This window comes from Loigolactobacillus jiayinensis (assembly GCF_003946445.1).
Lineage (GTDB): Bacteria > Bacillota > Bacilli > Lactobacillales > Lactobacillaceae > Loigolactobacillus > Loigolactobacillus jiayinensis.
The window spans coordinates 47,002-64,620 of record NZ_RHOF01000004.1; the positions used below are offsets into that span (position 1 = coordinate 47,002).

Annotated in this window: 20 protein-coding genes; 3 read left to right on the top strand and 17 right to left on the bottom strand. The window is 45.9% G+C overall.

Features of this window, described 5'->3' with window-relative positions:
- Window positions 1-4: 4 nt before the first annotated feature.
- From EKM80_RS02200 to EKM80_RS02210, 3 genes are all read right to left on the bottom strand, one after another.
- Window positions 5-820 (bottom strand): PTS system mannose/fructose/sorbose family transporter subunit IID, encoded by an 816-nt coding sequence (locus tag EKM80_RS02200; protein ID WP_125551488.1) that lies wholly within the window; start codon window positions 818-820, stop codon window positions 5-7.
- On the bottom strand, window positions 813-1,652 hold the full coding sequence (locus EKM80_RS02205) for a PTS mannose/fructose/sorbose/N-acetylgalactosamine transporter subunit IIC (protein WP_125551489.1): 840 nt from the start codon (window positions 1,650-1,652) through the stop codon (window positions 813-815). Before EKM80_RS02205 ends, EKM80_RS02200 begins: the two co-directional genes overlap by 8 nt.
- 413 nt (window positions 1,653-2,065) lie before the next feature.
- Window positions 2,066-2,302, bottom strand: coding sequence for a cytochrome b5 domain-containing protein (locus EKM80_RS02210; protein ID WP_125551490.1), 237 nt, complete (start codon window positions 2,300-2,302; stop codon window positions 2,066-2,068).
- Between the two features lie 211 nt (window positions 2,303-2,513).
- Between EKM80_RS02210 and EKM80_RS02215 the strand changes: the two genes are divergently transcribed.
- Both EKM80_RS02215 and EKM80_RS02220 read left to right on the top strand, forming a co-directional pair.
- Entirely contained in the window at window positions 2,514-2,927 is a 414-nt protein-coding gene (locus EKM80_RS02215; protein ID WP_125551491.1) for a hypothetical protein, read from the top strand.
- A 63-nt stretch (window positions 2,928-2,990) separates the two neighbouring features.
- A complete protein-coding gene (locus tag EKM80_RS02220; protein ID WP_125551492.1) occupies window positions 2,991-4,160 on the top strand; it encodes a hydroxymethylglutaryl-CoA synthase in 1,170 nt (389 codons plus the stop codon).
- 25 nt (window positions 4,161-4,185) lie between these two features.
- Here EKM80_RS02220 and EKM80_RS02225 read toward each other — a convergent pair whose 3' ends face one another.
- From EKM80_RS02225 to EKM80_RS02260, 8 genes are all read right to left on the bottom strand, one after another.
- A complete protein-coding gene (locus EKM80_RS02225) occupies window positions 4,186-5,343 on the bottom strand; it encodes a nucleotidyltransferase (protein ID WP_125551493.1) in 1,158 nt (385 codons plus the stop codon).
- Between the two features lie 119 nt (window positions 5,344-5,462).
- Window positions 5,463-6,200 carry a class I SAM-dependent DNA methyltransferase gene (locus EKM80_RS02230; RefSeq protein WP_125551494.1) on the bottom strand — a complete coding sequence of 246 codons (738 nt, stop codon included), beginning with the start codon at window positions 6,198-6,200 and terminating at the stop codon, window positions 5,463-5,465.
- Entirely contained in the window at window positions 6,197-6,559 is a 363-nt protein-coding gene (gene rsfS / locus EKM80_RS02235; protein ID WP_164509487.1) for a ribosome silencing factor, read from the bottom strand. Before rsfS ends, EKM80_RS02230 begins: the two co-directional genes overlap by 4 nt.
- A 106-nt stretch (window positions 6,560-6,665) precedes the next feature.
- The gene (gene yqeK, locus EKM80_RS02240) at window positions 6,666-7,268 is read right to left on the bottom strand and encodes a bis(5'-nucleosyl)-tetraphosphatase (symmetrical) YqeK (RefSeq protein ID WP_225418788.1); all 603 of its coding nucleotides are present in this window, start codon (window positions 7,266-7,268) and stop codon (window positions 6,666-6,668) included.
- Window positions 7,255-7,860: a nicotinate-nucleotide adenylyltransferase gene (locus tag EKM80_RS02245; RefSeq protein ID WP_164509488.1), complete on the bottom strand. Its 606-nt coding sequence runs from the start codon at window positions 7,858-7,860 to the stop codon at window positions 7,255-7,257. The genes yqeK and EKM80_RS02245 overlap by 14 nt, the downstream gene beginning before the upstream one ends.
- A gap of 54 nt (window positions 7,861-7,914) precedes the next feature.
- Entirely contained in the window at window positions 7,915-8,235 is a 321-nt protein-coding gene (locus EKM80_RS02250; protein WP_125551498.1) for a YhbY family RNA-binding protein, read from the bottom strand.
- Window positions 8,236-8,552: 317 nt separating this feature from the next.
- On the bottom strand, window positions 8,553-9,674 hold the full coding sequence (gene yqeH / locus EKM80_RS02255) for a ribosome biogenesis GTPase YqeH (RefSeq protein ID WP_125551499.1): 1,122 nt from the start codon (window positions 9,672-9,674) through the stop codon (window positions 8,553-8,555).
- The gene (locus EKM80_RS02260) at window positions 9,667-10,197 is read right to left on the bottom strand and encodes a YqeG family HAD IIIA-type phosphatase (protein WP_125551500.1); all 531 of its coding nucleotides are present in this window, start codon (window positions 10,195-10,197) and stop codon (window positions 9,667-9,669) included. Before EKM80_RS02260 ends, yqeH begins: the two co-directional genes overlap by 8 nt.
- Window positions 10,198-10,408: 211 nt before the next feature.
- Between EKM80_RS02260 and EKM80_RS02265 the strand changes: the two genes are divergently transcribed.
- A complete protein-coding gene (locus EKM80_RS02265; protein WP_125551501.1) occupies window positions 10,409-11,326 on the top strand; it encodes an NADP-dependent oxidoreductase in 918 nt (305 codons plus the stop codon).
- Between the two features lie 49 nt (window positions 11,327-11,375).
- Here the strand turns inward: EKM80_RS02265 and rplT are convergent, their stop codons facing one another.
- The 6 genes from rplT to EKM80_RS02295 form a co-directional block, all read right to left on the bottom strand.
- Window positions 11,376-11,735 (bottom strand): 50S ribosomal protein L20, encoded by a 360-nt coding sequence (gene rplT, locus EKM80_RS02270; RefSeq protein ID WP_125551502.1) that lies wholly within the window; start codon window positions 11,733-11,735, stop codon window positions 11,376-11,378.
- 89 nt (window positions 11,736-11,824) lie between these two features.
- Window positions 11,825-12,025, bottom strand: a complete 201-nt coding sequence (gene rpmI, locus EKM80_RS02275; RefSeq protein WP_010011013.1) for a 50S ribosomal protein L35 — start codon at window positions 12,023-12,025, stop codon at window positions 11,825-11,827.
- A 228-nt stretch (window positions 12,026-12,253) separates the two neighbouring features.
- Window positions 12,254-12,778: a translation initiation factor IF-3 gene (infC, locus tag EKM80_RS02280; protein WP_318531393.1), complete on the bottom strand. Its 525-nt coding sequence runs from the start codon at window positions 12,776-12,778 to the stop codon at window positions 12,254-12,256.
- A 174-nt stretch (window positions 12,779-12,952) separates the two neighbouring features.
- Window positions 12,953-14,947: a threonine--tRNA ligase gene (gene thrS / locus EKM80_RS02285; protein WP_125551503.1), complete on the bottom strand. Its 1,995-nt coding sequence runs from the start codon at window positions 14,945-14,947 to the stop codon at window positions 12,953-12,955.
- 325 nt (window positions 14,948-15,272) lie between these two features.
- Window positions 15,273-16,202, bottom strand: coding sequence for a primosomal protein DnaI (gene dnaI / locus EKM80_RS02290; protein ID WP_125551504.1), 930 nt, complete (start codon window positions 16,200-16,202; stop codon window positions 15,273-15,275).
- A 2-nt stretch (window positions 16,203-16,204) separates the two neighbouring features.
- Window positions 16,205-17,569 (bottom strand): replication initiation and membrane attachment family protein, encoded by a 1,365-nt coding sequence (locus EKM80_RS02295; protein WP_125551505.1) that lies wholly within the window; start codon window positions 17,567-17,569, stop codon window positions 16,205-16,207.
- Window positions 17,570-17,619 lie beyond the last annotated feature (50 nt).

Consider the following 17,619-nt stretch of genomic DNA (forward strand, 5'->3'; position numbering starts at 1 on the left):
TGCTTTAGAACAAGCTACCAATTGCACCGAAAATGTTGTCTAGATTACCAAGCAACATCCCCAAACCGATCAAAACAAAAATCAATTTAGTTGAGTTCATTTTCTTCTTACCTAACAGCCAATATGACACCATGACAATCGAAAGGGGAATTAAGGCTGGCATGATTTGATCTAACATATCCTGCACGTTCAATGTGACCTTACCCATTTGATATTTCAAATCTAAAGTATAGGTGATAACTGCTGGAATCAAGGCACCAACAACCGTCAAACCTAAGATTGCAGCAGCATTCGTCAAAGTCTTCATACGATCCGCGAAGTCAGTGGCCAATCGTGCCCCTTGCTTATAACCAACGTCAGTGAACCAATACCGGACAGCCAGAATCGCGATTCCGGCAACAACAGGGATAAATAACCCAACTGCGGAACCAGATTGTGCCATATAAGCCGCAATGGAAAAAATAATTGTTCGGAAAATAGCTAGAAATAGTGTGTCACCAACCCCAGCTAACGGACCCATTAACCCCGTTTTTAATCCGACGATGGCTTCCGCATCCTTCATACCAGTTTTTTCTTCCATCCCAATATCAGCGCCAATAATCAAATGTGACATTGGCTGACTCGTATTAAAATAACCTAAATGTGTTTTCAAAGCAGTCTTCATATCTTCTGGCTTATCTTTATACAGCTTCTTGATCACGGGCATCATGACCCACGAATAACCGAGGCCTTGCATCCGCTCGTAGTTCCAGCCCCATTGCAAGCCGAAAAGATTACGCCAATAAACCTTTTTGATGTCTTTTTTATCTAATTTAGTCATTGAATTCCACCTCTTCTTCCGCGTATAGATCAGTCGAGTCTGGGTCGGTCGCCGCTGGTGCTGGCTTGGTATTTTGTGAACCACTGGTTGGCGCTGATGGCTTAGTACCAAACATCAAGTACAACCCAGCCATTGCTAAACCAATTAAAGCAACACCCAAAATTGAAAATGATTTACTGAAGTAAGCCATTAGAACAAAACCAATAATGAAAAACGGCCAGTAGTTTTTAAGTGGTAGATAACGCATCAAAATCGCGATCCCCATTGCTGGCAAGATCATCCCTGCTGATTCAAGCCCTTGCATAAACCACTGTGGAATAAAGTTATTGATCGCAGTGACTACGCTTTGACCGAAAACAAGGCCCACAATCACCGGCACCGCACGTGATAACACCCAAGGAATCATCCCATAAATATTTTGCCGCTCAACTCCACGGTAGTTTCCTTCATTCGCAAATTTATCCGCCCGATGTTGGAAGAAAGTGTTGCTCATCCGCGCTAAAATATCTAATTGAGTCATCAATAACCCGATTGGTACAGCTAAACCAATTCCGTAAGCCACACCTTTACTCGCAATAATTGCATAAGCAGTTCCCATAACTGATCCTGTTAAAAAATCAGGTACGGTGGCGCCACCATATGTGGCTACCCCTAAAGTCATCAATTGTAAGGTTGCACCAACCGCCAACCCTGTTGTTAAGTCACCCATAATTAATCCAGTAATAGCGCCGCCAAATAACGGTGAATAAGGCCCTAATTGCATTGATATTTGGTCAAGGACAGCAATGGTAACATAAAGCGTTAATAAGATAATCGTTGTAACAGATACCATAATTTCTACCTCCTGTCGTTTGTTTACGCTTACAATGTATCATGCCGTCTCAATTTTTGCAATAATTTTTCTTTTTATTTTAAAATAATATATATTAACGAAAAATCGTTGCAAAAATTTGTACTTAGTAATCAGTGCGTCATGCTGATTACTGGACCGAATATTGATTCTACCAATGTATAAAAAAAGCCAAATATCGCGGTACCGCAACCGGCTGCCACGATATTTGACAAAATGTACTGACATAAATTAACTGATTCAAGCACATAAACTGCAAAAAAAGTAGGAAAACCGACAACAATTTTGCCACCTTTTATATCAAATCTGCAACTGTTTTACGGCCCTTAGCAGATAATATGCACCAAAAAAGAAGGCTACAACATAAGTGAAATTATGTTGTAACCTTCTTTGCCTTAGCCGGTATATTTGCCGACTGCAGTTAATTTTTCTAAAACTGACTTTTTATGTGGTGCATGTGTAATTTCTTCTGAAACATCGTGACCTGCAGTGTGACCATGGTGCTTGCCTCCTGCCCACGGTTTAACGTCAGTAACATCATAAACCACACCGTCTACGGCAACATAAGCTTGTTTCCCATTCGTACCATCATATTGTGCCAGTTCAGCTTGAGTAAATGTTTTTTCTACCATCAAATCACTCCTCATCGTTTTAATTATTTTTAGTATAACACGATTAGATGTGCCAGAGGCTGAAAACGCTCACTGAAATTTAAAACGCTATCAATTCTAACTGTAGGCCGCGGCAGCTTTTACTAAAACTTAAGGCAAAAATTTTTCACATAACTTAATCTCTGCTATACTAAAATAGTAAATTCATCTTCATAAATCAGAGGTGGTTGCTGTGAAAATTTCCCTACTTAAATTACCGGGTTTCTATGATACGTTATTTATGTTATTCTTATTGCTCAGTTGTGCAGTCTTAGGTATTGGTCATGTGCTACCAGTACTGCACGTCACCAACTTTTTTTCCGCGCGAACGGCCTTATTTGACCATTTAACGATTTTCACTTGGATTGGTTTAGGCCTGCATTTAATTTCCTATTTTCGCGCTTTCCATATTCCTGCCATGTTATTAGCAAATATTGCTGGCATTGGTGCTTTTCTCATTTTTTGGTTGCTACCATCAGTGGCCCTACTGCCACTGATTCTATTAGCAATAGCTATTTTATTGACCCAAAAAACGGCTAAACGCAAAGCCGCGCTGCACCATAAGCATACGCATGTGCAAGAACAGAACCCGGCTTCTCAAGAATAAACTACATAAACTGAACATCAGTTTTAAAATAAATTACCAGCTAAAGCAAGGAGTTTTCCAGTAATGAAAATTGGTATTGATCAGATCAGCTTCCAAACGTCGCAATATTTTGTCGATATGGCCGAGTTAGCACTTGCACGCAATGAAGACCCCAATAAGTATTTAATCGGTATTGGCCAAAAAAAAATGGCGGTCATCCCGCCAACCCAAGACAGTGTCACCCTAGCTGCTAATGCCGCGGCTAAAATTTTGACACCGACAAATCGGCAACAAATCGATACGGTTATTTTTGCCTCTGAATCCGGCATTGATCAATCTAAATCAGGCGCCGTTTACCTACAAAGTTTGCTAGGCCTACCAAGACAAGTTCGTGCTTTTGAGGTCAAACAAGCCTGCTATTCAGCAACAGCGGCGTTACAACTGGCGCGAGGCTATATTGCCTTACACCCTGATAAAAAAGTTTTGATCACCGCTAGTGATATTGCCCGTTATGGTATCGGTAACGCCGGTGAACCCACTCAAGGTGGCGGTGCCGTGGCAATGCTCATCAGTAAAGAGCCACGAATTTTAGCGTTGGAAGATGACAGTACCGTTTTAACTGAAAATATCATGGACTTTTGGCGGCCAAATTACGCTACCGAAGCCAAGGTTGATGGTCACTACTCTGGCCATATGTACGTTGACTTTTTCAAAGAAGTGTTCGATACCTATCAAGCACAAACTGGTATGACCCTAGCTAACTTTGCGGCATTAGCCTTTCATTTACCCTATACTAAAATGGGGTTGAAGGCGCTGCGTGCTGTTTTACCCGAAGCAGATGCACTCACCCAGCAAAGACTGAGTGCTAATTTTGAAGATTCACGCGCTTATAACCAAATTGTTGGCAATCTCTACACTGGCTCACTCTACCTCAGCCTATTATCTCTATTAGAAAAGACACAAACTTTGCAAGCAGGTGATCGGTTAGGACTGTTTAGTTATGGCTCTGGTGCGGTTAGTGAGTTCTATAGTGGTATTTTGCAAGCTAATTTCAAGCAAGCACTTATGCCTGAACAGCATCAAGCAATGTTTGCGGCACGACAACAAGTTGATGTTCCCACCTACGAACAACTATTTAATCAGCAACTGCCAACTGACGGCAGTACCGTCGAACTAGATTTAAGTCATGATCCAGCACAATATGTTTTGGCAGGAATTAAAGCTGATCAACGCCAATATAAAAAACAAGTTTAAAAAAGCAGCGGGCAACCGCTGCTTTTTATTTTGCCCGTAATGGCGGACGATTGAAGTTTTGTTCGTGGCCATTGATTTGAGCGTACACATCATCTACGCGCACCTCAAGACCAAGCAAGCCTGCTTCCGCGCCAATTTTCTGGCTGACGCGGGCAATTAATGGGCGGTCCAGTTGCGCTTTGATTTGGTGCAGATAGGTTTGACCGCGCTGGCTAAAGCCGAGTAAATGGATATATGGTTGCTGCTCAACTTGGCGAATCGCTGGCGTGTGAATATTTAGCAAAACGTACAAGCATAAGCGCTGTAAACGCGTATACGTGTACCGCTTTGTTTTCAGCGCCCGTAGTAGCTCCGGAAAATTAGTCACGTTTTTGATCACGCTATGAAAACGATACTCTAAGCCCTCCGTCATTTGGTAAAGCTGACCAAGTTCGGCGGTGGGCGTGCTTAAAATACGGTAACGTAAATAAGGAAAAAAGTCCGCCCACGACACCAATTTTTGTTGCTGCAGCGCTTGGGCAATATCTGGCGGCACCACCGTAGCGATAGCTTGTGACGCCGTAGTTTGGCCTAGGGCAAGGCGGCGGATGGCCGTGGCACTGGCAATCGCGGTGCCATTGAGTGTCGTATCTTGATACTGGGCGTTTTTACGCGCCAGTGGTAGCAACTGCAGTGGCCGCGCTAATTTGGCGTTGGCCGTGGCGTAGCTTAAGCCTAACAACTGATTGGGACTATCGATATTCAGGTGCAAGGTCGCTTGATAAAAATGGTTCAGTTGCATAGCGTAAGTTTGTTGGTAATCGCGAAAATACTCGTGTAAGTTCGGTAGCGTCGCCAACTGACGGCCAACTGCCTGATAGTCGATAGCCGTATTCTCAGTGCCGAAAACCAAGCTGTCGCATTGCAGTGCCGCCAACAGGTTGATGGCGCCGCTAGCAAAGCGATCCGCCGGCGCCACCGCAGCGGCAAACGGTAACTCCACAACTAGATCAACGCCATGCGCTAACGCTGCCTGTGCCCGCGTCCATTTATCCAAAATGGCAGGTTCGCCGCGTTGCAAAAAGTTGCCGCTCATCACCGCCACCACTACATCGGCGCCTGAACGCTGCTTCGCGGCCTGCAAATGATACAAGTGCCCGTTATGCAACGGATTATATTCAACAACTAAACCGACTGCCTTCATCCCGCTTCACCTCAACTTAACCTGTTGCAACTAAAAAATGTGCGCCATAAACCAACGCCTACTTACCGCACACGCAGACGTTCACTGGCTTATACCACACGCTTTTCTTTTCGACCACGCTAGGCTTTTTCCGCCGCAAAAAACCAGCGCACACTGTCAGCGGCAACGGCACTTTGGCCAAAGTCAGCGCTCACCGTTATATTCTTAAAGCCCGCTTGCGTCAAAGCTTGTTTAACATCTGCCAACGGATAGGTCCGTTCGTGATGCAATTCGCTTAACGCTTGGTAGCCGCCGATTGCTTCATCCCAAACAAAGAAGGTCAGATCGTGCTCGACTGAATGCGGCTGTTCACCAAAATAACTGGCCCACATAAAGGCCGTGGTTTCGTTTTTATAATTGTACATATAACCAGGAAACAACTCGTCCATTTGGTATAACGAATGCATATCAAATAAGAAACGGCCGCCGCTCGTTAGATGCTGCGCCACCTGCTGGAAAACAGTGGTGACGTCCGCCAGATCTGGCATATAGCACAACGAATCGTCCAAGCACGTGACTAGATCATAGGTGGCTAATTCCGTCAAATCCCGCATATCACCTTGTAATAACGGCAGTTCAACGCCGGCATCTAATGCGTGTTGTTCCGCCAAGGTCAACATATCACCGGATAGATCAAAGCCCGTCACCGGATAACCCGCTTGAACTAATTTCGTGGCTAAAATACCCGTTCCACAAGCCAGCTCTAACGTCTTCGGCTGCTTTTTACCGGCATTTTGAGCCACAAAAGAAAGCCACTGATCATAAAGGTCAGTGTCCATCATTTCATCATATAATGTCGCAAAAGTCTGGTAAATCATTCTGCTTCAATCCACTTAGTGACATCAACGCTACCTGCATTAGCCCATAATTTTTCCAAATTATAATAAGCGCGTTCTTCTGGATTGAAAATGTTAACGACCACGTCGCCAAGGTCGATCAATACCCACTTAGCGGAATTTTTACCTTCAACCCGGCGAACAGCGACGCCAGCTTGTTCTTCTTGATCAGCGATTTCTTCTAAAATGGCATCCATTTGTCGCTTCGAAGTGCCTTGTAAAACAACAAAATAATCAGCCAACAAGCTGACTTTTCGGACATCAAGTGCAACAATGTCCTCTGCGCGTTTACTATCTGCCGCACGGACAGCGATCTCTAAAATTTCTTTACTGTTCAAAATAGTGCTCCTTTTCAAGGTAATCGTCTCATTTGATTACCGCCATTGTTTGTTTTCAAATACCGTCTGCTTGCAAGGCACGCCGGTGACCTTAAGCGTTGGCGCCTGCTTAGTGGCCTGCGACCCACGCGTTATAGGTATCGATCGTTTTCGGATAAATATTGACTTGTTTTGCGATTAAAAATTTCAACGTGTTAGTGATTTCAAAACGCACACCAGCGTCTAAGCTTGCTTCAGCAGCCGCTCGCGCTTGGTCAACACCGGGAAAATCACGCCCAGGCTCAATAAAATCAGCGACGAAGATAATCTTATCCAGCGTCGTCATTTCTACTGCGCCGATCGTGTGCCGCCGAATCGCATTCAAGACTTGGGTGTCGTGAATACCTAGCTCACGTTCAACCAGATACGCGCCGATCACACCATGCCAAATGCCATTATTAGCCGTCAATAAGTCAGGGTCAAACCGCTGTTGCCGAATGAGCTGCTTAAACTCAGCATCAGGCCGTTGCTTTGCATAATCGTGCACCAATCCGGCTAAGCCAGCCCGTTGCACGTCCCCGCCGTACTGCTGCGCCAGCTTAATGGCCGTCTGCTCAACCCGCTGAACGTGGGCAAAGCGACCGTCACTTAACTGCGCATGCAGTCGCGCCAACAAATCAGCGCGGGACAAAGGAACCAAGGTCTGGGGATAATCAATATCAGTGTTTTTCACGATATAAGCCTTCTTCTTCAATGTAATCAAGGACTGCATCTGGCACCAAATAACGCACCGAGCAGCCTTGGGCGATCCGCTGGCGAATCAGCGACGAACTAATATCCAGCAACGGTGCGTCAACCCACAAAACCGGGAAACGACTTTCAGCTGGAAATTCAGGCCGCTTAACACCAACGAACTGCACCAATTTCAATAAGTCATCAATACGATGCCAGTTAGGCAGATCCTTCACCATATCAGCACCAACAATGAAATAAAAATCAGTATCAGGATGCTTTTGCTTCAACGTGACCATTGTATCATAGGTGTAGCTAACGCCGCCGCGATCAATTTCTGCTCGCTCAAGGTCAAAATGCGCATTACCGTCAATAGCCCGCTCAACCATTGCGACACGATGCTTAGCAGCAATCGTCGTCTTCGGATTTTGATGCGGTGGTTGCGCATCGGGCATGAATAAAATTTTATCCAGGCCTAATTGCGAACACACCGATTCAGCCATCACTAAATGGCCTAAATGCGGTGGGTTAAAGGTACCACCCATAATGCCAACTTGCTTATGCGGCGTATTCTTAAGAATTTCTTCCTTCATTTCTACTGTGATCACTGGTTGGGTTAACGTTCTCACGGTTTCAATGCCACCTTCTTACTTAGATAATGCTGCAACTTGCAACGATAACCGCCGATATTTTTCCTTTAATGCTGGGCGGTAGACCAAGACAACCCGGCCAATAATCTGCGGAACCTCCAAATTAGGAATTTGGTTAGTCAATTCAGCAGCCACCTCGGCCGGCGTTAAATCAGTGTTTTGTAATAAATTAATTTTCAATAACTCATGCCGCGCAATACTATCATCAACCTGCGCCAAAAAAGTCGCGTTAATGCCGTTCTTACCGACATGAAACTCAGGACGCAAACGATTAGCCCGCGCACGCAAAAAGCGCTTTTGTTTACCAGATAAAGTCATAAAGAAATCCTTTCTAGAGTGTTGGAAAAAGCGGGTAGCTTCTGAGCATTAGCCTAGCTAGACAATAAGTGACACGAAGTGGAGCGTTTGACTAGCGTAGCTAAGCGCAGGAAGCTGCTTTTTCCAACACGTTTCCGTTAAGAGTGCCAAAAAAGGCGTTCATGTTGTGAGCATTAGCCTAGCTTGATGATAAGAGACACGAAGTGGCTCGTTCACCAAGCGTAGCTAGGCGGAACAACATGCCTTTTTTGGCACGTTTCAGTTAGAGTTGCCCAAACAAGCCGTTCATATTGTTCACTTCAGCCCAACCGCAGCCATTAAATCAAAGCGGGCCGAATAGTGACCGCCACGCCTTCTGGTGCCCAGCCGCTGACGGTGATGCCTGCAGGGACGGTGATCCAGCCCAGCCCGGCGAAGACTAGGTCACTTTTAACCTTGGGTGTAAATTGGATCCGTGCCAAAGCTGGAAAGTCGCCTACTTCATTTGGCCGCGGTGGCTGAAGTAATTTACCCACTTGGCGTTGGTAGAAGTCATCGGCGTTACTTAATTTAGTCCGATGAACCAATAAATTATTATCTAAATACAGCGTAAAGCCAGTATGCGGACCGCGTTCATAATCAAACCGCGCCAAACCACCTAAAAAGAGCGTTTGTTCACTATTTAGCTGGAACGTCTTAGGCTTGATCGGTTTTTGCGGTGCAACGAGCCGGAGATCCTTGGGACCCAAGTAGTAAGCCATCTGTTCACGATGAATGATCCCGGGGGTGTCCACTAACTCATGGCCATCGTCTAACGGAATTTCGATTTTATCTAATGTTGTTCCCGGAAAACGTGAGGTCGTGATCAAGTCTTGGGTGCCGGTAGTCCGTTTGATGATTTGGTTGATCAACGTTGATTTACCAACATTGGTGACCCCAACTACGTAGACATCGCGGCCAGCACGATATTTGTCAATCGCCGCCAACAACTCATCTAGATCATACCCATTTTTAGCACTGGTCAGCAGCACGTCAATTGGCCGTAAACCAACAGCATGGGCCTGTTCCTGTAACCAGCGCCGCACTTTATTGCGCTTAACTGAATTGGGTAACACGTCGACCTTATTCCCCACTAACAAAACTGGGTTATGGCCGACAAAACGGTGTAAGCCGGGAATAATACTGCCGGAAAAGTCGAAAATATCGATCACATTAACGATCAAAGCATCAGTATCGCCGAGCTGCGTCAATAATTTCAAAAAATCATCGTCAGTTAAGCGGACATCGGAAATTTCGTTATAATGACGGAGGCGGAAACACCGCTGACAATAAACTTCCCCTGACGCTAAGCCCTTTTCTAACGCTGAAGCTGGCGTATAACCAGCAGCCTCAGGATCTGTCGTTTGAATCTGTGCCCCACAACCAATACAATATAATGGCTCTGTTTCTGTCTCAGCCATCTAAACGCTCCTTCCACTGTAACTCAGGATGACGCCGCCGTAAGCGACGCATTAAAAACTTTTCAAGAAATCGATTAATTCGCGTATTCCAAGCATCGGTTTTGATCAAGGGCCGGACTAAAACAGCCCGAACCCCACTATTATTAGCGGCGATCATATCGGTGATCAATTGATCCCCCACCATGATCAATTCGTCGTTGGATAACTTCAGTTGTACCTTGGCGCGGCGAATACCGATTGATAGAGGCTTCAAGGCCCGCGCAATAAATGGCACCTTCAAGCTTTTCACGGCGCGACTGATCCGCGCAGCACTATTATTGGAAACAACCACTACTGGAATACCGCTGGCTTGCATTTGTTGGATCCACGTTTTAATTTCCGTGGTGCCAGTCGGATTATCCCAAGCAATCAATGTGTTATCCAAATCAGTCAGAATCGCTTTGATTCCTTGGCGCCGTAAATCGGCCGCCGTTAGCTGGGTGATTTTGGCCACCATCCAAGTCGGTTTATAGTCTAAAAACATAATAACCTCTCAACATCTATATCGTTTTACATCTCAACAATCCATTATAAGGGAAAGCTGACTAAATTGCACCCGCGTAGATCGAAAAAAGTAGTGCCAGCGCAAATCCCCTTAATTTGGACCCGTAAAAGCTAATTTCTTTGCACCCGCACGCTTTTGCCGTATGCTGAAGCCAAAGTCGTTAGCAGGTAAATTAGAAAGGATTGATTTAATGCAAAGTTTTGGCTTTAACCAGTTTGGGGACGCTGACGTTTTTGAAAGCCTCACCCAACCAACCCCTGAATTAACGCCAGTCCGCGTTTTGGTCGACGTCGCTGGTTTTGCGCTTAATCCGTATGATGCAGCGCTGCGCCGCGGTGAGCAAGCCACCGCCCGGCCGCTACCTTTTCCCATCGTCCCCGGTAGTGATGTCGTCGGCACGATTCGCGCAGTCGGTGAACAAGTCACTGATTACCAAGTCGGCGATGTGGTTTTAGGCCATAGCAATCTCGGCGCTTATGCCGAACAAATCGCCATTTCCCATAACAAAATCGTTAAAGTGCCGGCGCAAACGCCGCTGAGTGCGGTGGTCGGCCTACCTTCCGTCGGTATCACGGCCTACAACTTATTGGTGGTCAAGTTACAACTGCAACCAACGCAAAGCTTACTGGTACAAGGCGCTTCCGGTGGCGTCGGCAGTCTGCTGGTGCAAATTGCCAAAGCAAGCGGCGCCCACGTTACCGGCGTTGCCAGCGCAGCCAACGCAGCTTATGTGCGGCAACTCGGTGTCGATCAATTTATCAGCACCGCCGACTTTGCCACTAGTCCTGTCCGCGCTGATATTGTTGTCAACGCGGTGAACGGCGGCCGTGCTCAGGCAGTCGGCCTCGCCCACGTCGCCACCGCCGGCCAGTACGTTAGTCTCAACCAACTGACGGACAGCGACACTGACGTGGCCACGCTAGCTTTTCAGCCTGAAAAAGGGTTCCGTGATCGCCCTGCGTTAGCCTATTTAATGGCCTTGTACCGCCAGCAACAACTGCAGTTACCAGTTGCCGCTCAACTAGGCTTCGATCTAGCCGGCGTGCAAGCCGGGCAGCGTTTATTAGAACAACGCCATCGTCCCGGCAAAATTATTGTCATGAAGTAAATAAAAAAGTTGTGCTCGCGCTGAGCACAACTTTTTTTATAGCCAATTACTATTTAGCAATAGCTGTTTTTGCTTGTTCTGCTAAGTCAGAAAATGCTTTAGCGTCACTGATCGCAAGTTCAGATAACATCTTGCGGTTAATGTCGATGCCTGCAAGTTTCAAACCGTGCATCAATTTGCTGTAGCTAATGTCATTCAAACGTGCTGCTGCGTTGATACGCGCAATCCATAATTTACGGAAATCACGTTTAACTTGACGACGATCACGGAAAGCATAACGGTACGAAACCATTACTTGGGTGTTTGCTGTTTTGAACAAACGATGCTTTGAACCGCGATAACCTTTAGCTAATTTTAAAACCTTTTTACGACGTTTGCGCGTCACTATTCCACCTTTAACACGTGGCATTGAAATTCCTCCTCAAATACTTCGGCGTTTCACTATAGTGAAAACTTAGGAGCACGAAGTTACCTAAAAATTAAATTGTTGATGCTATCTTACTTCATTTGGGATAGCATTTGTTTGATCCGCTTCATATCGCTAGCGGAAACCATGCCTGGTTTAGCTAAGAAACGACGTTGCTTCTTAGTCTTACCATGGAAACGGTGGCTCGTGTAAGCGTGATGGCGTAACAAGCCGCCGTTACCGGTTTTCTTGAAACGTTTTGCTGATGCACGATGTGTTTTTTGTTTTGGCATAATTAATCTTCCTCCCTACAGAAGACGGTGGCGAAAAACTGTCGCCACAGTCTTTCCAAACAAATTTAGTACGGTGCGCTTCACCATGATTGATGAAGTTATACCTGATAGAACGTGTTCTAGGAAGCAGGCTTTTCTGCCTAGCACTGTCAGGTAAGCCCGCCACTGCGTGTAGCTGCTTGCCTGAGTTACTTAGCGTTCAAAGTCTGAACGCTCCCTAACGCACTCCTATTGCTTTTCTGCGATTGGCTGCAACATCATTGACATGCTGCGTCCGTCCATCTTAGGATGAGCGATAACTGTTGCAACATCTTTGGTCTCATCGGCCAAGCGCTTAAGTACTTCACGGCCAATTTCTTTATGCGTGATTGCACGACCGCGGAAACGAATTGATGCTTTGACCTTGTCACCCTTAGCTAAGAATTTACGCGCATTCTTCAACTTGGTTTCAAAATCATTCTGATCAATTGTTGGACTTAAGCGGACTTCTTTGATGCTAACGATTTTTTGTTTCTTACGGGCATCGCGTTGTTTCTTTTGCAATTCAAAACGATACTTACCGTAATCCATGATCCGCGCTACCGGTGGCTTAGCGTTGGCGGCCACAAGAACAACATCCAAATTAGCTTGGTCGGCAATTCGCAATGCTTCGGTCATACTCTGAACGCCTAGTTGGTCACCATTTTCAGCGATCAAACGAACCTCACGTGCGCGAATCCCATCATTGACCATCATGTCTTTTGCTATGGCTATTCACCTCCAAAAATTTCGAGAAAAATGCAGAAAAAAACGGAGCCCACTTACGCAGACCCCGCCACAAACCAATAGTTGATTTGTTCCGTTCATATCTGCCCAGAGACATTTTAGTCAGCTTAGGCGAGAAGCGGGCTGCTTCTGCTTTAATTCTCAATAAGCTAAATTATACGATTACTTATTATCTTTGTCAAGCTGTTGAGCTACATTTGCTTCGGTACCCTTTAATTTACCGCTGCGACTGTAGTTACCAACCTCGGCAACCATGGCGTCAATATAAATATTAGCGTCTTGGGCAATACCTTTGTCTTCACCATAATGGCGAACTGAGACGCTGGCGTGACTCATTTCTTCATCACCAATAACCAAGGTATACGGAATCTTCTGGGTTTGAGCTTCACGAATCTTGTAACCCATTTTTTCGTTACGATCATCGATTTCAACCCGTAACCCACGGGCAACCATCCGCGACTTGATCTGTTTAGCATAATCCATATGCAAGTCGTTTTTAACTGGAATGATAACGGCCTGAACTGGCGCTAACCAAGTTGGGAAGGCCCCTTTGTACATTTCAGTTAAGTAAGCTGTGAAACGTTCCATCGTTGAAACCAAGCCACGATGGATCATCACTGGCCGATGTTCTTCACCATCGCTGCCAACGTACTTCAAGTCAAAGCGTTCTGGCAACATGAAGTCTAATTGAATGGTCGACAACGTTTCTTCATTACCCAAAGCCGTCTTGGTTTGAACGTCAAGTTTAGGACCGTAGAAAGCTGCTTCGCCTTCTGCTTCAGTATATTGCAAGCCCATATCATCCATAGCGGCTTTCAACATAGTCTGCGCACGGTTCCACATTTCATTATCGTCAAAGTACTTCTGCGTGTTGTTAGGATCGCGGTAGCTTAAACGGAATGAATAGTCGCTAATATCAAAGTCAGCGTAAACGGAAATCATTAATTTCAAAATTGCCTTAAATTCGTCTTCGATTTGATCCAAAGTAACGAAGGTATGGCCATCATTCAAAGTCATTTCCCGTACTCGTTGTAAACCAGATAAAGCACCAGATTTTTCATAACGATGCATCATCCCTAATTCAGCGATCCGTAATGGTAATTCACGGTAACTGCGGATATGGTGGTTATAAATTTGGATATGGCTAGGGCAGTTCATTGGCCGTAATTCCAATTGCTCGCCTTCACCCATGTCCATTGGTGGGAACATGTCTTCACGATAATGTTCCCAATGGCCTGACGTCTTATAAGCGTTTAAGTTCATCAAAACAGGCGTGTAAACGTGTTGGTAACCGTTGGCAACTTCCTTGTCAATGATGTAACGTTCGATCGTCCGCCGAATAGTGGCGCCTTTTGGCATCCAGTAAGGTAGTCCTGCGCCGACTTTAGGGTCAACGAAGAACAAATCTAACTGATTACCGATTACTCGATGATCACGGTCATGGGCTTCTTGGCGACGTGCATCGTCAGCTTCCATTTCCTTTTGGCTGAAGAAGGCTGTGCCGTAAACCCGTTGCAACATTTTATTGCTGGACTTGCCTTGCCAGTATGCGCCGGCAACAGACAATAACTTAGAAACTTTCAGCAAATGCGTATCAGGTAAGACGCCTTGTTCGCCAAAATCGGTGAAGTCACCTAAATGATAAAGCACAACTTCATCAGCATCACTGGCATTTAACAAGCTAGTCTTGTAAGGATCAGCGGCAAACTTAGCCAACGCATCAGCCTTCGCAACAACTTCGCGTGTAATTGGATCGCCGTCAGCGACGATTTTGGCCAAATGATCGTTGATGGCCGTTAAATCATCGACGGAAACTGGCTTAGCTTCGTTATCCGTATCGTAATAAAAACCGTGTTCCGTTAAGGCATGTTCGCCAAAAGTCATGGCTGGGAATAAATCATGCAAGGCCGCGCCTAGTGCTAAGCTAGCCGTATTCCAGAGCACTTGTAACCCAGCATCATCCTTAGCCGTGACGATCTCAATTTTGCCATCCTTAGCTAAAGGTGCTGTTAAATCAACTAATTGACCATCTAACTTACCAGCAATTGCTTTCTTACCTAAACTCGTACTGATTGATTTTGCAACATCAGCAACAGTTGTTCCTGCGGCGAAGTTTTTGACTGCGCCATCGGGGAACGTTAACTTCAGTTCTGCCATTAATTTGGCCTCCTTAAAATATTAACCACAAAAAAAGTCCCTGAGATCAAATAGACCTCAGGGACGAAAATTTCGTGGTTCCACCCAGTTTTGAAGTGCGTCAACACTTCCTCATTAGCGTTATTAACGGTAACGAACCGACCCTACTTTGCATAGAGTTCTTGGAAAGTGGTCGCGCCTAAACCGTTTAGCAAGTTACAGCCCCCTTGCCTCTCTGAAAAACAAACTTAGTCGCGGTATCTTTCCGCTTTGATAAGTCAATTGAACCATATCCCTGTCAAAAATTCAAGTCGCTACCGGAAATTTATGCCGCTACTTTCCGCGATTATGGCTGTAAGCGTCGATTTTGGCCTAACAATTCCACTTCACGACTTAAAAAGCGCACCCGCTCCATAATTCGCTTAGCCTTTAACGGTTCCTGCTCGCCACGCTGGGTCACGCTTAAATGTTCGTGCTCCAACTGTTGCATCGAAAAATTCGACGAGAAAAAGGTCGCCAATTCTTCCTGCATCCGATATTGCAAAACCACGCCGAGCACATCATCACGGATCCAGCTGGACATTGAGTCCGCGCCGATATCATCGATCATCAAGATCCGTGACCGCTTAATGGCTTCTAATTTCGGCGTCAAATCCTGTTGGCCAATGGCATTTTTCATTTCCACAGCAAAGGTGGGAAAATGAACCAGCGTGGTTTGAAAGCCACGTAAGGCCAGCTCATGCGCCAACGCCCCTAACAAATAAGTTTTACCCACCCCAAAATTACCGTACAAGTACAGCCCTTGGTGGAACTTAGCCGATGTCTTCGTGTAATCATCTAAAAATAAGGTGACCGCATCCAAAGCCGCAAAACGATCGTCATCTTGGTAGAACTGACTTAGCCGCGCGTCGCGAATATTCTTCGGCATGCTGATTGAGCGCACCCGTGACTGCAACGCCTTAGCCTGCTCTGCCGCCACCAGTTCTGCCGTTGGTTCATAGGTCACATCAATAAAATGATGGTTAAGCAGCAGCCGCGGTTGATAGCCGGGCGCAAGTGAGGTTTGCTTGGCTTTAAATTTATTATTTTCGGTGACAAATTCATATAATTTAGCCGCCGAACGATCGATCATCGCTTGATCAAGTTGCTCACGATGAGCGGCGATGAACTGTTGTACCGCAGGATCACGCATGACTTTAGCCATCAGCTCATCATAATGCCGATTTAAGTCCTTCTTATCCATTAAAATACGCAAATTTTTGCCCATATCTTCCATCGCTACTCACCATCCTTATTGTCTTGTAATGCTGCCAAACGCTTCTGCACCGCTGCACGTTGCGCCGCCGTTACCTTTTGCTTCGGCGCCTGATAGCCATCTTTAGCCCAATCCGGCAGTGTTTCCTTACGCAGTGGTTGCTTGGTGCGACTATTACGTTTCGGCGCTTGCTTCTGCCGGTAAAAGGACTTCACTTCTTTCATCGCGGCTTCCGGCGTGGTCACATGATGCTGCAACCAACCATTGGCCACACCGTCCACATACGCTTGCGTCAGTGTTGGCATTTTGCGGACACTAATAACGTAATGACTTAAAATATTGATAATGCTAGGATCAGCGAACACATGCCGACTCGTCAACCGTTCCAGCACCCGCTGCTCGCTATCGGTGACGTACCCACCTTGTTGCTGCTTCAATTGCGTCAAAAAGGTCACCGGCGCTAATTGGCGGCTCACCGCGATCAACTGCTGATCGTTTTTGGACAAATCAGTCTGCGTCGTGGTTGTGGCTGTAGCTTCATTAGTAGCCGCCGGTGCCGTGGTGGGTGCCACCTTAGTTGGTTGCCGCGCCACTAAACGTTTCAACGCCGACCAATCCAACTTATTGGTATTCAGATCAATACTTTCATTAACGTACCGCGCTAATTCCAACTCAGTTAAGCCGTACAACGCATGTAGTGTTAGTAATTGATCATGATAATGATCCAACTCACGCACCGAAACGAAGCTAGCCTGCAATTGTTGCTTGAAAAAAGGCCAATCAAAATCGGCAGTCGCCCGCTGATCTAATTGTGGCTGATTTGCTTGGGTGGTCGTTTGAAACGTTGACTTTGCCTCCGCAATTGTTGCCGGTGGTTGCGCTAATAACTGTGAATTCACATGGAAAACATCTAAAAAGCTTAAGCTAACTTCTTCCCAGCCAGCACTAGCCTTGACTGGATGTAGCTGAAACTGAGCTTTCATTTGGTCAAAACGATCCTCACCGACAGCATCATAAAGTAATAAACTTAATAAATCATCCGTGAAAAAGGCCGTGGGTGCTTGCGGCGCGTATAACTCATAAGTAAAAGTGCGCCCCGCCGCGGTGACCTGCTGATAGGTCTTGACCAAACCTAACGCTTCCAGCCGAATCCGACTGTCATATAACGTTGGTAGATCAACGTTTAACAGTGCTAACAGCGCACTGTGCGGCTGCACCTGTACCGTAGTCGGTTGCGTCCATAACAACAAATACAGACTATACGCCCCTGTCCCCATCAGCGGCTGATACAAATAAGTCAGCACTTGCCGATCAAAATCAGACAGATAGTCAGCGGCCGTAACCGCAAAACCATCCCGCGGATCTAACTTAAAAAATGCGTCTTGCATCAGTGACACCTCCTTTGAGCGTGCTGCAAAAGGCGCTTATACTATTGCGC

Excerpts from the sequence above, each read along its gene's own strand:
- rpmI (WP_010011013.1), bottom strand. The coding sequence starts at position 12,025 with ATGCCAAAACAAAAAACACATCGTGCATCAGCAAAACGTTTCAAGAAA.
- EKM80_RS02245 (WP_164509488.1), bottom strand. The coding sequence starts at position 7,860 with ATGAAGGAAGAAATTCTTAAGAATACGCCGCATAAGCAAGTTGGCATT.
- EKM80_RS02295 (WP_125551505.1), bottom strand. The coding sequence starts at position 17,569 with ATGCAAGACGCATTTTTTAAGTTAGATCCGCGGGATGGTTTTGCGGTT.
- EKM80_RS02265 (WP_125551501.1), top strand. The coding sequence starts at position 10,409 with ATGCAAAGTTTTGGCTTTAACCAGTTTGGGGACGCTGACGTTTTTGAA.
- EKM80_RS02225 (WP_125551493.1), bottom strand. The coding sequence starts at position 5,343 with ATGAAGGCAGTCGGTTTAGTTGTTGAATATAATCCGTTGCATAACGGG.
- EKM80_RS02250 (WP_125551498.1), bottom strand. The coding sequence starts at position 8,235 with ATGACTTTATCTGGTAAACAAAAGCGCTTTTTGCGTGCGCGGGCTAAT.
- dnaI (WP_125551504.1), bottom strand. The coding sequence starts at position 16,202 with ATGGAAGATATGGGCAAAAATTTGCGTATTTTAATGGATAAGAAGGAC.
- thrS (WP_125551503.1), bottom strand. The coding sequence starts at position 14,947 with ATGGCAGAACTGAAGTTAACGTTCCCCGATGGCGCAGTCAAAAACTTC.
- EKM80_RS02200 (WP_125551488.1), bottom strand. The coding sequence starts at position 820 with ATGACTAAATTAGATAAAAAAGACATCAAAAAGGTTTATTGGCGTAAT.
- EKM80_RS02260 (WP_125551500.1), bottom strand. The coding sequence starts at position 10,197 with ATGTTTTTAGACTATAAACCGACTTGGATGGTGGCCAAAATCACCCAG.
- yqeH (WP_125551499.1), bottom strand. The coding sequence starts at position 9,674 with ATGGCTGAGACAGAAACAGAGCCATTATATTGTATTGGTTGTGGGGCA.
- rplT (WP_125551502.1), bottom strand. The coding sequence starts at position 11,735 with ATGCCACGTGTTAAAGGTGGAATAGTGACGCGCAAACGTCGTAAAAAG.
- EKM80_RS02220 (WP_125551492.1), top strand. The coding sequence starts at position 2,991 with ATGAAAATTGGTATTGATCAGATCAGCTTCCAAACGTCGCAATATTTT.
- EKM80_RS02230 (WP_125551494.1), bottom strand. The coding sequence starts at position 6,200 with ATGATTTACCAGACTTTTGCGACATTATATGATGAAATGATGGACACT.
- EKM80_RS02205 (WP_125551489.1), bottom strand. The coding sequence starts at position 1,652 with ATGGTATCTGTTACAACGATTATCTTATTAACGCTTTATGTTACCATT.
- EKM80_RS02210 (WP_125551490.1), bottom strand. The coding sequence starts at position 2,302 with ATGGTAGAAAAAACATTTACTCAAGCTGAACTGGCACAATATGATGGT.